A 12,781-nucleotide genomic window follows, 5' to 3' on the forward strand; every position below is an offset into this window, starting at 1 on the left:
CCTGCCCGACTGGCAAGGCGGGTAATTATAAAAACTTAAAATTTAAACAGATGAAAAAAATATTCCTTATATTCCTAATTGTAACAGGCTGCTTATCCCTTAATGCACAGGGAATAAAAAAAGATATTACCCTGGAAGACATCTGGCAAAACTATATTTTTTATCCGCAATCGCTGGGCGATGTGGTTCATATGAAAGACGGTGAGCATTACTGTATGCTCGAAAACGATATCATGATCAACGAATATGAGTACAAAACAGGAGATAAAATCAAAACTATAGTAAGCACTGACCAACTTATACCTGGTGGCGGGAAAGAAGGCATCGCTATTGATGATTATAAATTCAGCGATGATGAAACAAAAATTCTTATTGCAACAAACACTGAAGATATTTATCGTCATTCCAGCATTTCTGATTATTATATCTGGGATATCAAAACAGAAAAACTTTCTAAATTATCGAATGGCGGAAAGCAGCGGCTGGCGGCATTTTCACCTTCCGGAAATAAAGTCGCATTTGTAAGAGACAATAATTTATTCATTAAAGATTTGAATTCAAATAAAGAAAATCAAATTACTTCCGACGGGCTTTTGAATAACATCATTTATGGAACTACTGATTGGGTTTACGAAGAAGAATTCAGCTTTACCAATGCGTTCTTCTGGTCACCAAATGGCGATAAACTGGCATATTATCGGTTTGATGAAAGTAAAGTAAAAGAATTTGATATGGTACTTTATGATAGTTTGTATCCTACCTTATATAAATATAAATACCCCAAAGCCGGTGAAGATAATTCGATAATAGGAATTTATGTTTACGATTTAAACTCTGCAAAGACCACAGCAATGGACATTGGTAAAGAAACCGATATTTATATTCCGCGCATAAAATGGACAATGGATAATGATATTCTTGCTATTGAGCGCATGAATCGTTTGCAAAATAAATTTGAAATCCTTTTAGTCAACGCAAAAACAGGGAAATCAAATGTGGTATATAAGGAAGAAAATAAATACTATATCGAAATTACCGATGATCAGCTTACATTTCTGAAAGACGGGAAACACTTTGTAGTTACAAGCGATAAAGATGGGTACAATCATATATACTTGTACAAACTTGACGGAACATTGATAAAGCAGCTTACTTCCGGGAAATGGGATGTTACCGAATTAAAAGGTATTGATGAAAACAAAAAAATAATATATTATATTTCTGCTGAAGAATCACCTATAAACCGAGCACTGTATTCTGTAAAGCTTGATGGCACTGGTAAAATAAAACTTTCAAAGAAAACAGGAACTAATGATGCCCGCTTCAGTGAAACGTATAAATATTTTATCAATGATTGGAGTGATGTTAACACACCTTCTTATATAAGTATAAATAAAGTCGACGGAAAAGAAATCAAAGCGCTGGTTGAAAACAAAGATTTAATAAATCTTACAAAAGAATATGGATTTACTTCTACTGAGTTTTTTACTTTCAAAACTTCTGATGGTGTCGAGCTGAACGGGTGGATGATAAAACCACCTTATTTTGATGCTAATAAAAAATATCCTGTATTGATGAATGTATACGGAGGTCCGGGAGTTCAAACCGTTCAGAACAGTTGGGGGTATTTCGATTTGGCATGGCACCAGATGCTTGCACAAAAAGGTTATATAATTGTTTCGGTTGATAATCGCGGAACAGGGGCGAGGGGAGCCGATTTTAAAAAATGCACCTACGGACAATTAGGTAAACTTGAATCCAACGATCAGATTGAAGCAGCGAAATACCTGGGAACGCTTTCATATGTTGACAAAACACGCATCGGTATTTGGGGCTGGAGTTACGGTGGATACATGACCGCATTGTGTTTAACAAAAGGCGCCGATTATTTTAAAACCGGAATTGCTGTTGCGCCTGTTACCAACTGGCGGTATTACGATAATATTTATACCGAGCGTTACATGGGACTTCCTAAAGATAATGCAAGTGGCTATGATGAAAACTCGCCTGTTAATTTTGCAAAAAAACTGAAAGGGAATTTCCTTTTGATTCACGGTACAGCTGATGATAACGTGCATTTCCAGAATTCAATGATGTTGTCGAATGCTTTAATTAAGGCCAACAAGCAGTTTGATGAATTCTTTTATCCTAATAGAAACCATAATATTTCCGGTGGATATTCACGGTATCACCTTTTTAAAAAGATGACGGATTTTATTTTAGAAAAATTATAAATCATTACGACTTTGTTTTCATTTTGAGAAAGTTCAATGTAAAAAAAACACGAAGTCATTTTTTTATATTAAAATAAATTTATATTTTTGCAATCCAATTAAAAAAAACACATTTAATAACAAAAGAAAGAAAGAATTTAAAAATGATTATTGTTCCAGTAAAAGAAGGCGAAAGCATTGACAAAGTTTTGAAAAAACTTAAACGTAAATTCGAAAAAACCGGAGTTGTTAAAGAATTACGCGAAAGGCAGAAATTTACAAAACCTTCCATAAAAAATAGAGACCAAAGGTTAAAAGCCATATATATTCAGAAACTTCAACAAAGTTTACCTGGCGCATAAGAAAGATATTTTTCTTTTATAAGGAAGAAATATTTGTATTTACTGTCATTATGGTAGTATATGGGATACAAATATTTCTTTTTTTTTGTCCTAAACTCAAGAAATGTCAAGGGAGCGATTTATACAATATATAAAGTTCGAAAAGAGATATTCTGTGAATACGGTTATTTCTTATGAAAACGATTTATCCCAATTTGAATCTTATCTGAATAATGAATTCGGCATAGCCGGGGCATTTAATTCCGATTACCTGCAAATACGCTCATGGCTTGTATCCCTTATGGAAAGTGGCATTACCGCACGCTCCGTTAACCGGAAAATTACTACATTGAAAACCTATTTTAAATTCTTAATCAAAGAAGGTATTATCAAAGAAAACCCAATGGCAAAAATTCTGTCGCCTAAAGTTTCAAAGCGACTTCCTGTTTATGTGGAAAAAGAAAAAATGGATTTATTATTTGATAAAGTAGATTTTGGTGAAGGTTTTTCCGGTTCAAGAAATAAGCTTATTTTTGAAATGTTTTATTTAACAGGTATGCGTTTATCGGAATTGGTGAATTTAACAGAGAATGATATCGATTTAGTTAAAAAAAATGTTAAAGTAATTGGAAAGCGTAATAAGGAACGATTGATACCGTTAAGTAATACATTGGAAAAAGAAATTTCAGAGTATCGAAAATTAAAAAACGAATTACCAGAAAGTTATGAAAGGAAATATTTTTTTATTACAAATAAAGGTAAAAAAATATATCAAAAATTTGTTTACCGGCTGATAAATTATTACCTTAGTGCTGTAACAACGTTGGATAAAAAAAGTCCACATATTTTAAGACATACATTCGCTACTCATATGTTGAATAATGGGGCCGACTTGAATGCAATAAAAGAAATATTGGGGCATGCCAACCTTTCTGCAACGCAGGTATATACTCATAATACAATTGAAAAGTTAAAAAAAGTTTATAAACAATCACATCCAAAAGCTTAAAAAAACAGGAGGATTTATGAAAGTCAAAATTAGTACCATCCACTTTAAAGCGGATAAAAAACTTGAAGATTTCGTTCAGGAAAGATTACAAAAATTATCAGGTATTTATGATGGTGTTATTGGCAGCGATGTAACACTTAAACTTGATAAAAACAGTACCACTGAAAATAAAGTTGCAGAAATCAAACTATTTATAAAAGGAAATGATTTATTTGCAAAAAAACAATGTAAGAGTTTTGAAGAAGCTACCGACACGGCAGTTGATGCTTTGCGTAAACAATTAACCAAATACAAAGAAAAGATTCAAGGACTATAAAAAATAATTAAAATTTATTTAGTTGATAATCAATAAATTAATATTTGAGTAAAAATTATCGAAAAAAAGTTTGGCAAAATTTTTGGTTATTAATAAATGTATTTATACATTTGCAGACCTTTTTAATGGGGTCTGCTTTTTTTATGTCTTTTATCAGGCAGTACAGTAACCTCAAGTTCTTAAGGGTAATGCCGATGTAGCTCAGTTGGCCAGAGCAGCTGATTTGTAATCAGCTGGTCGGGGGTTCGAATCCCTCCATCGGCTCAAAGTTCTTTTAAATTCTGATTTATGCGGGGAGGTACCAGAGTGGTCAAATGGGGCAGACTGTAAATCTGTTGGCGACGCCTTCGGAGGTTCGAATCCTCCCCTCCCCACGCTAATGTTTATGCGGAAGTAGCTCATTTGGTAGAGCGGTAGCCTTCCAAGCTACAGGTGGCGGGTTCGAGCCCCGTCTTCCGCTCATGACAGGCCGGTGTAGCTCAGGGGTAGAGCACTTCCTTGGTAAGGAAGGGGTCATGAGTTCAAATCTCATCATTGGCTCAAAAAATAAAAATAAAAACTCAGGTAATTAAATAAAATTTAAAACTCTAATATCAAATCTATATGGCAAAAGAAAAATACGATCGTTCCAAACCACACGTGAACGTAGGTACAATTGGTCACATTGACCACGGTAAAACTACTTTAACTGCAGCTATTACTTTGATTCTTGCTGAAAAGGGATTATCAGAGTACAGGTCATTCGACTCTATTGACAATGCTCCAGAAGAAAAAGAAAGAGGTATTACCATCAATACCGCTCATGTTGAATATTCAACATCAAAAAGGCATTACGCTCACGTTGACTGCCCCGGACATGCTGACTATATTAAGAATATGGTTACCGGTGCTGCTCAAATGGACGGTGCGATATTAGTTGTTGCTGCAACTGATGGTCCTATGCCACAAACTCGTGAACATATTCTTCTTGCATATCAGGTTGGTGTTCCTAAAATGGTTGTATTTATGAATAAATGCGACATGGTTGACGATCCTGAATTATTAGACTTGGTTGAAATTGAAGTAAGAGATCTTCTGACTTTCTATAAATTCGACGGTGCAAATACTCCGGTTATCCGTGGTTCTGCTCTTGGTGCTTTGAATAAAGAACCAAAATGGGTTGATAAATTAATGGAATTGATGGATGCTGTTGATAGTTATATTCCTCTTCCTGTACGTGACGTGGAAAAAGAATTCTTAATGCCAGTTGAAGACGTTTTCTCAATTACAGGTCGTGGTACTGTTGCAACAGGAAAGATTGAAACAGGTGTTATCAATTCAAGTGATCCTGTTGATATTATTGGTATGGGTGCAGAAAAACTGAAATCAGTTGTTACAGGAGTTGAAATGTTCCGTAAGATTCTTGATAGAGGTGAAGCTGGAGACAATGTAGGTTTATTATTAAGAGGTATTGACAAAGACGAAATCCGCAGGGGTATGGTTATTGCAAAACCGGGTTCAATTAAACCTCACAAGAAATTTAAAGCAGAAATTTACGTATTAAAGAAAGAAGAAGGCGGACGTCATACTCCATTCCATAATAAATACCGTCCTCAGTTCTATTTCAGAACTACCGATGTTACTGGTGAAATAGTTCTTCCAGAAGGTATGGAAATGGTAATGCCTGGCGATAACCTTACTATTACAGTTGAACTGATTGCTGAAATCGCAATGAACCTGAATTTACGTTTTGCAATTCGTGAAGGTGGCAGAACAGTAGGGGCAGGACAGGTTACTGAAATTTTAGATTAATACAGATATTAATAAAAAGTTGATAGGGTATTTCGGTTTTTCCGGAATACCTTTCTCTGCTAAAATAAAAAGGTATACGGGTGTAGCTCAATTGGTAGAGTAGCGGTCTCCAAAACCGTTGGTTGGGAGTTCGAGTCTCTCCACCCGTGCAAGTAAATAATATAAGTAAGAATGAAAAAAATAATAGGTTATATAAAGGAAACTTACGATGAATTGTTACACAAAGTTTCCTGGCCCTCTTGGAGTGATTTACAAAGTAGTGCAATTGTTGTGTCTATTGCTTCCCTAATCATTGCCCTTGTGGTATATTTGATGGATGCTTCATTTAGTACTATATTGAAACAGTTTTACAAATTGTTTTAATGAAGTGTAATATGCTGAAAAATAATCTATTTTTTTATAAATAAATCAACACTTTTCAATCTGCAGCGTAATATGAGCGAACAGGAACCTAAAAAGTGGTATGTGGTGCGTGCTATCAGCGGGAATGAAAAAAAGGTGAAGCAGTATATCGAGAATGAGATAAACCGTTTAAACCTTAGTGAATATGTTTCCCATGTACTCATCCCTACTGAAAAAGTATATCAGATCAGGAAAGGAAAAAAAGTTAGCAAAGAGCGAAACTATTTTCCCGGATATGTTCTGATTGAAGCTATTCTCACAGGGGAAATTCCACATATCATTAAAAATGTACCCGGGGTTATTGGATTTCTCGGGTCAAAAGGGGAACCTGTACCAATGCGTCCTTCAGAAGTGAACAGGATTCTCGGTAAAGTGGATGAACTTTCTTTGAAAGAAGAAGAATTAAATGTTCCATTCATTGTTGGAGAAACAGTTACTGTAACTGACGGACCATTTAATAGTTTTAGCGGAGTTATTGAAGAAATCAATGAAGAAAAGAAAAAGCTGAAAGTTATGGTTAAAATTTTTGGCAGGAAAACTCCACTGGAATTAAGCTTTATGCAAGTTGAAAAAGAATAATTAACAGCCATCCCGTAAGGGATCAAAATCAAAAACAGATTAAAAATGGCAAAAGAAGTTAGCGGATTAATTAAACTACAAATCAAAGGTGGTCAGGCCAATCCTTCACCTCCGGTAGGACCTGCATTGGGTTCTAAGGGTGTGAACATAATGGAATTCTGTAAACAGTTTAATGCTCGTACTCAGGATAGTGCCGGTAAGGTTATCCCGGTAATCATTACTGTTTATAAGGATAAAACTTTTGATTTTATTATTAAAACACCTCCTGTTGCTGTTCAACTTATTGAAGCTGCAAAATTAAAATCAGGTTCTCCGGAACCTAACCGCAACAAAGTTGGATCAGTTTCTTGGGATCAAATTAAACTAATTGCCGAAAATAAAATGCCCGACCTGAATTGCTTTACTGTGGAATCAGCTATGAGAATGGTAGCAGGAACAGCAAGAAGCATGGGTTTGACCATTAAAGGCAATGCTCCTTTTGAATTATAACTAACTGTAGAGGGGATTTAATAATAAGTTATTAGAAAAAACTAAAAAATGGCAAAACTTACAAAAAAACAGAAAGAAGTTTTAGCTAAGTTCGATAAGGACAAAATCTATTCTTTGTCAGAAGCGGCAGCACTGGTAAAAAGTGTTAACTATACCAAATTCGATGCATCGGTTGATGTTGATGTACGTTTAGGTGTAGATCCCCGCAAAGCAAACCAAATGGTAAGAGGTATCGTAACGCTTCCTCACGGTACAGGTAAAGTTGTAAGAGTTTTGGTGCTTTGTACTCCGGATAAAGAAGAAGAAGCTAAAGCAAACGGAGCCGACTATGTTGGACTGGATGAATATGTTGAAAAGATTAAAGGCGGTTGGACAGATGTTGATGTAATAATCACTATGCCCAGTGTTATGCCTAAAGTAGGTGCTTTGGGAAAAATTCTTGGCCCGCGCGGACTTATGCCAAATCCTAAAACCGGTACGGTTACTATGGAAGTTGGTAAAGCTGTAAAAGAAGTAAAAGGCGGAAAAATTGATTTTAAAGTTGATAAATATGGTATCATTCATACCCGCGTTGCGAAAGTATCGTTTGATGCAGAAAAAATTGCCGACAATGCCAGAGAACTGTTGCAGACTATCATTAAATTAAAACCTGCATCAGCTAAAGGTACCTATATCAAAAGCATTTATATGTCCAGCACCATGAGTCCGGGTATACAGATTGAACCAAAATCTGTATCCTTATAATTATTGGTGTTCTAAATTATGAAGAATTAAATGATATGAGAAAAGAAGACAAAAATCAGATCATCGATTCCCTGGTAGAACAACTGAATAAACACAGCAACTTCTATCTGGCAGATATTTCTGAATTGAATGTTGATACAACAAATAAACTCAGAAGGCTTTGTTTCAGAAGAAATGTTGAGCTTCAGGTTGTAAAAAATACCTTGCTTAAAAAAGCGATGGAAAAAACCAATAGGGATTTTGGTTCATTATACGATGTATTAAAAGGTACTACTTCAATCATGTTCTCCGATACAGGAAACGTTCCTGCACGATTAATAAAAGAATTCAGGAAGAATTTTCCTAAACCTGTTCTTAAAGGTGCATATGTAGAAGAAACATGTTTTGTTGGTGCAGACCAATTAGAGGTACTTGTAAATATTAAATCTAAAAATGAACTTATCGGCGATATCGTTGCATTGTTACAGACACCTGTAAGAAATGTAATAGGAGCCTTACAATCAGGCGGTCAAAACATCGCAGGAATCGTAAAAACATTATCAGAAAAAAGTAATTAATCAATTTGTAAAACAATAAAAATAAAATAAAATGGCAGACATTAAATCTTTAGCAGAACAGTTAGTAAACCTTACTGTAAAAGAAGTTAACGAATTGGCAAAAGTTTTAAAAGAAGAATACGGTATTGAGCCAGCAGCCGCAGCAGCAGTAGTTGCAGCACCTGCAGCAACAGCCGCAGCAGCTGAAGAAAAAACACAGTTTGATGTAGTTCTTAAATCAGCCGGTCCTCAGAAACTTGCTGTTGTTAAATTAGTAAAAGAGCTTACCAGTCTTGGTCTTAAAGAAGCAAAAGAATTGGTTGATGCAGCTCCAAAACCTATAAAAGAAGGTATTACTAAAGACGAAGCTGAATCATTGAGAAAACAATTAACTGAAGCAGGAGCAGAAGTTGAAGTTAAGTAATAATTTGATAATTATTTAAGTACAGGCTTTTTTATATAAGAGGCCTGTACTTTCTTATTTTTTTAATCACTTTATTTACGTTAACTTAAATCTTCCAACCTTGGCACAGAAAAATATTAAACAGCGCGTCAATTTTGCGTCAACGACAAATCAGTTTGATTATCCTGATTTCTTGGATATCCAGTTAAAATCCTTCCAGGATTTTTTTCAATTGGAAACCACATCTGAAGATCGTAAGAACGAAGGGTTATATAAAGTTTTTGCAGAAAATTTCCCAATTACTGATGCAAGAAATAACTTCGTTCTTGAATTCTTAGATTATTATATCGATCCACCCAGGTATTCAATTGACGAATGTATTGAAAGAGGTCTTACTTATAGTGTTCCTCTTAAAGCAAAATTGAAATTGTATTGTACCGATCCTGAACATGAGGATTTTGAAACCATCATTCAGGATGTGTATTTAGGTACCATACCTTATATGACTCCTAAAGGCACTTTCTGCATTAATGGTGCTGAAAGAGTTGTGGTTTCACAGTTACACCGCTCACCCGGTGTGTTCTTCGGTTCCAGCAGGCATGCTAACGGAACACCTTTATATTCGGCACGTATCATTCCTTTCAAGGGTTCATGGATGGAATTCGCTACCGATATAAATAACGTGATGTATGCTTATATCGACCGTAAGAAAAAATTACCTGTAACCACTCTTTTAAGAGCTATAGGTTTCGAGAGCGATAAAAGCATCCTCGAAATATTTGGTTTAGCTGATGAAATAAAAGTCAGCAAAACCGGCCTGAAAAAATATGTTGGTCAAAAACTTGCCGCAAGAGTATTGCGTTCATGGGTAGAAGATTTTGTTGATGAGGATACCGGTGAAGTTGTTTCAATAGAACGTACTGAAGTGATTATTGACCGTGAAACGGTTCTTACCAATGAACATATCGACCTGATCGTTGATGCAGGTGTAAAATCTATCCTTGTTCATAAAGAAGAAAGCAACTATTCCGACTATGCAATTATCTATAATACCTTACAAAAAGATACTGCAAACTCGGCAAAAGAAGCTGTTGAATATATTTACCGTCAGCTTAGAAATGCTGAACCACCTGATGAAGAAACAGCACGCGGAATTATTGAAAAACTTTTCTTCTCAGACAAACGTTACGATTTGGGTGATGTTGGACGTTACCGTATCAATAAAAAATTGAATCGTGATGCTTCTATCGATAGTAAAGTTTTAACAAAAGAAGATATTATTTTAATTATCAAGTTCCTTATTGAACTTGTTAACTCTAAGGCTGAAGTGGACGATATTGACCACTTGAGCAACAGAAGAGTCAGAACAGTTGGCGAGCAGTTATATGCTCAGTTTGGTGTTGGTCTTGCACGTATGGCAAGAACAATTCGCGAAAGAATGAATGTTCGCGATAACGAAGTGTTTACTCCTACCGATTTGATAAATGCAAAAACACTTTCTTCCGTTATCAATTCATTTTTTGGAACTAACCAATTGTCGCAGTTTATGGACCAGACCAATCCTCTGGCAGAAATTACTAATAAACGAAGATTATCAGCATTGGGCCCCGGTGGATTATCACGCGAGAGAGCAGGGTTTGAAGTACGTGACGTTCACTACACACATTACGGACGACTTTGTACTATTGAAACACCGGAAGGACCGAACATCGGACTTATTTCATCGCTTTGCGTTTATGCAAAAATCAATCAGCTCGGTTTTATTGAAACACCTTACCGCCTTGTGAAAGAAGGAAAGGTTGAGCTGAAAGAAAAGCCTATTTACCTAAGCGCTGAAGAAGAAGAGATGAAAGTAATTGCACAGGCAAATACTCCTCTTTTAGCCGATGGAAATTTTGAAGAACCCAAAATCAAAGCCAGATACTTAGCCGATTATCCAATTGTTGAGCCTGAAAAAATCGACTTGATGGATATCGCGCCTAACCAGATTGCTTCTATTGCTGCATCATTAATCCCGTTCCTCGAACATGATGATGCCAACCGTGCTCTTATGGGGTCGAACATGATGCGTCAGGCAGTTCCACTGTTGAAACCTGAAGTTTCTATAGTAGGTACAGGACTGGAAGGCACAGTTGCAAGAGATTCCAGGGTACTTATAAATGCAGAAGGCGAAGGCGTTGTTGAATATGTTGATGCAAATGAAATTGTAATCCGTTATTCAAGAACGGATGATGAGAAACTTGTAAGTTTTGATGATGATATCAAATCTTATAAACTTCTTAAATTTTCTAAAACAAACCAGAATACTTGTTTGAACCTTAATCCTATTGTACAAAAAGGGGATAAGGTTAAAAAAGGACAGGTTATTTGTGAAGGTTATGCAACTAAGAACGGTCAGATTGCATTAGGACGAAATCTAATGGTAGCTTTCATGCCATGGAAAGGATATAACTTTGAAGATGCAATCGTAATTAATGAAAAAGTTGTTCGTGAAGATTGGTTTACTTCATTGCATATTGATGAGTATATTCTTGAAGTTCGCGATACCAAAAGAGGTATTGAGGAATTAACAAATGATATTCCTAATGTTAGTGCAGAAGCAACAAAAGACCTGGACGAAAACGGTCTGATACGTATTGGTGCTGAAGTTGTTGAAGGGGATATTCTTATAGGAAAAATTACACCAAAAGGCGAAACCGATCCAACTCCTGAAGAAAAATTACTCAGGGCTATTTTCGGTGATAAAGCCGGTGATGTGAAAGATGCTTCTCTGAAAGCGCCTCCATCATTACGTGGTGTAGTTATCGATAAAAAATTATTCTCCCGTGTAATAAAAGATAGAAAGACAAAAACTAAAGAAAAAGTTCTCCTATCTAATTTGGAAGATAATTTCAATAAAGCTGAACAAGAACTTAAAACAAAACTTGTAGATAAGCTTATTATATTGGTTTCAGGTAAAACTTCCCAGGGTGTTCATAACAACTTTAAAGAAGTGGTGATTCAGCGTGGAGCTAAATTCACACAAAAGATGTTGATGGGTATTGATTATACTTCTGTGAACCCTAACAAGTGGACAACTGATAAAGACAAAAATGATTTAATTAAGGAATTACTCCATAATTATAATATCAAACTTAAAGATATTCTTGGACATTACAACCGCCAGAAATTCTCGGCTACTGTTGGTGATGATTTACCAAGTGGTATTGTACAACTTGCAAAAGTTTTTGTTGCTAAAAAACGAAAACTAAAAGTGGGCGATAAAATGGCTGGTCGTCACGGAAATAAAGGTATTGTTGCAAAAATTGTTCGCGACGAAGATATGCCTTTCCTTGAAGATGGCACACCTGTAGACATTGTTCTTAACCCTCTTGGCGTACCTTCGCGTATGAACCTTGGGCAGATTTATGAAACTGTTTTAGGTTGGGCAGGAAAGAAAATGGGTATACAGTTTTCTTCACCGATTTTTGATGGAGCCACAATTGAAGAAATCAATGAATATATGACCAAAGCAGGTTTACCCGAAAACGGAAAAGTATTCCTTTATGATGGTGGAACCGGCGAACGTTTCGATCAATCAGCTACTGTTGGTGTAATATATATGATGAAACTGGGACATATGGTTGACGATAAAATGCATGCCCGTTCTATAGGCCCATACTCATTAATTACTCAGCAACCTCTTGGTGGTAAAGCACAATTTGGAGGACAGCGTTTTGGTGAAATGGAAGTTTGGGCACTCGAAGCATTCGGTGCAGCTAATATTCTTCAGGAAATCTTAACAGTAAAATCCGATGATGTTGTTGGAAGAGCCAAAGCATACGAAGCAATTGTTAAGGGCGAAACCATGCCGACTCCTGGTGTTCCTGAATCATTCAATGTATTGGTTCACGAGTTAAGAGGACTTGGTTTGAATATCTCATTTGATTAATTTCAAATTTAAACTTGAAATATAACA

12 protein-coding genes and 5 tRNA genes are annotated in these 12,781 nt (G+C 35.8%); all 17 read left to right on the top strand.

Annotation, left to right across the window (positions count from 1 at the left end; translation table 11 throughout):
- Positions 1–50 precede the first annotated feature (50 nt).
- The 17 genes from PKK00_07360 to rpoB all read left to right on the top strand — a co-directional run bounded on the left by PKK00_07360 (position 51) and on the right by rpoB (position 12,754).
- Positions 51–2,234, top strand: coding sequence for a S9 family peptidase (locus PKK00_07360; GenBank protein HNW98213.1), 2,184 nt, complete (start codon positions 51–53; stop codon positions 2,232–2,234).
- 143 nt (positions 2,235–2,377) lie between these two features.
- On the top strand, positions 2,378–2,575 hold the full coding sequence (rpsU, locus tag PKK00_07365) for a 30S ribosomal protein S21 (protein HNW98214.1): 198 nt from the start codon (positions 2,378–2,380) through the stop codon (positions 2,573–2,575).
- A 103-nt stretch (positions 2,576–2,678) separates the two neighbouring features.
- Positions 2,679–3,563, top strand: a complete 885-nt coding sequence (locus PKK00_07370) for a tyrosine-type recombinase/integrase (GenBank protein HNW98215.1) — start codon at positions 2,679–2,681, stop codon at positions 3,561–3,563.
- A 16-nt stretch (positions 3,564–3,579) separates the two neighbouring features.
- On the top strand, positions 3,580–3,879 hold the full coding sequence (raiA, locus tag PKK00_07375; GenBank protein ID HNW98216.1) for a ribosome-associated translation inhibitor RaiA: 300 nt from the start codon (positions 3,580–3,582) through the stop codon (positions 3,877–3,879).
- Between the two features lie 190 nt (positions 3,880–4,069).
- Positions 4,070–4,143, top strand: a tRNA-Thr gene (locus PKK00_07380).
- 28 nt (positions 4,144–4,171) lie between these two features.
- Positions 4,172–4,253, top strand: a tRNA-Tyr gene (locus PKK00_07385).
- Between the two features lie 13 nt (positions 4,254–4,266).
- Positions 4,267–4,339 (top strand) — tRNA-Gly (locus PKK00_07390).
- An 8-nt stretch (positions 4,340–4,347) separates the two neighbouring features.
- Positions 4,348–4,419, top strand: a tRNA-Thr gene (locus tag PKK00_07395).
- A gap of 63 nt (positions 4,420–4,482) precedes the next feature.
- Positions 4,483–5,670, top strand: coding sequence for an elongation factor Tu (gene tuf / locus PKK00_07400; protein ID HNW98217.1), 1,188 nt, complete (start codon positions 4,483–4,485; stop codon positions 5,668–5,670).
- 76 nt (positions 5,671–5,746) lie between these two features.
- Positions 5,747–5,819: transfer RNA gene (locus PKK00_07405), tRNA-Trp, on the top strand.
- A 22-nt stretch (positions 5,820–5,841) separates the two neighbouring features.
- A complete protein-coding gene (secE, locus tag PKK00_07410) occupies positions 5,842–6,033 on the top strand; it encodes a preprotein translocase subunit SecE (GenBank protein ID HNW98218.1) in 192 nt (63 codons plus the stop codon).
- 72 nt (positions 6,034–6,105) lie between these two features.
- A complete protein-coding gene (gene nusG / locus PKK00_07415) occupies positions 6,106–6,651 on the top strand; it encodes a transcription termination/antitermination protein NusG (GenBank protein ID HNW98219.1) in 546 nt (181 codons plus the stop codon).
- 45 nt (positions 6,652–6,696) lie between these two features.
- On the top strand, positions 6,697–7,140 hold the full coding sequence (rplK, locus tag PKK00_07420; GenBank protein HNW98220.1) for a 50S ribosomal protein L11: 444 nt from the start codon (positions 6,697–6,699) through the stop codon (positions 7,138–7,140).
- 48 nt (positions 7,141–7,188) lie between these two features.
- Positions 7,189–7,884, top strand: coding sequence for a 50S ribosomal protein L1 (gene rplA, locus PKK00_07425; GenBank protein ID HNW98221.1), 696 nt, complete (start codon positions 7,189–7,191; stop codon positions 7,882–7,884).
- Between the two features lie 35 nt (positions 7,885–7,919).
- Complete coding sequence (gene rplJ, locus PKK00_07430) at positions 7,920–8,441, top strand: 50S ribosomal protein L10 (protein ID HNW98222.1); 522 nt, start codon at positions 7,920–7,922, stop codon at positions 8,439–8,441.
- Between the two features lie 31 nt (positions 8,442–8,472).
- Entirely contained in the window at positions 8,473–8,844 is a 372-nt protein-coding gene (gene rplL, locus PKK00_07435) for a 50S ribosomal protein L7/L12 (GenBank protein ID HNW98223.1), read from the top strand.
- 100 nt (positions 8,845–8,944) lie between these two features.
- A complete protein-coding gene (gene rpoB / locus PKK00_07440; protein HNW98224.1) occupies positions 8,945–12,754 on the top strand; it encodes a DNA-directed RNA polymerase subunit beta in 3,810 nt (1,269 codons plus the stop codon).
- Positions 12,755–12,781 lie beyond the last annotated feature (27 nt).

It is taken from the genome of Bacteroidales bacterium, from assembly GCA_035353855.1.
In the GTDB taxonomy this organism is placed as follows: Bacteria; Bacteroidota; Bacteroidia; order Bacteroidales; family CG2-30-32-10; genus DAOQAK01.

Coding starts and splice junctions, on each gene's coding strand:
- PKK00_07360 (HNW98213.1), top strand. CDS start 51: ATGAAAAAAATATTCCTTATATTCCTAATTGTAACAGGCTGCTTATCC.
- rpsU (HNW98214.1), top strand. CDS start 2,378: ATGATTATTGTTCCAGTAAAAGAAGGCGAAAGCATTGACAAAGTTTTG.
- PKK00_07370 (HNW98215.1), top strand. CDS start 2,679: ATGTCAAGGGAGCGATTTATACAATATATAAAGTTCGAAAAGAGATAT.
- raiA (HNW98216.1), top strand. CDS start 3,580: ATGAAAGTCAAAATTAGTACCATCCACTTTAAAGCGGATAAAAAACTT.
- tuf (HNW98217.1), top strand. CDS start 4,483: ATGGCAAAAGAAAAATACGATCGTTCCAAACCACACGTGAACGTAGGT.
- secE (HNW98218.1), top strand. CDS start 5,842: ATGAAAAAAATAATAGGTTATATAAAGGAAACTTACGATGAATTGTTA.
- nusG (HNW98219.1), top strand. CDS start 6,106: ATGAGCGAACAGGAACCTAAAAAGTGGTATGTGGTGCGTGCTATCAGC.
- rplK (HNW98220.1), top strand. CDS start 6,697: ATGGCAAAAGAAGTTAGCGGATTAATTAAACTACAAATCAAAGGTGGT.
- rplA (HNW98221.1), top strand. CDS start 7,189: ATGGCAAAACTTACAAAAAAACAGAAAGAAGTTTTAGCTAAGTTCGAT.
- rplJ (HNW98222.1), top strand. CDS start 7,920: ATGAGAAAAGAAGACAAAAATCAGATCATCGATTCCCTGGTAGAACAA.
- rplL (HNW98223.1), top strand. CDS start 8,473: ATGGCAGACATTAAATCTTTAGCAGAACAGTTAGTAAACCTTACTGTA.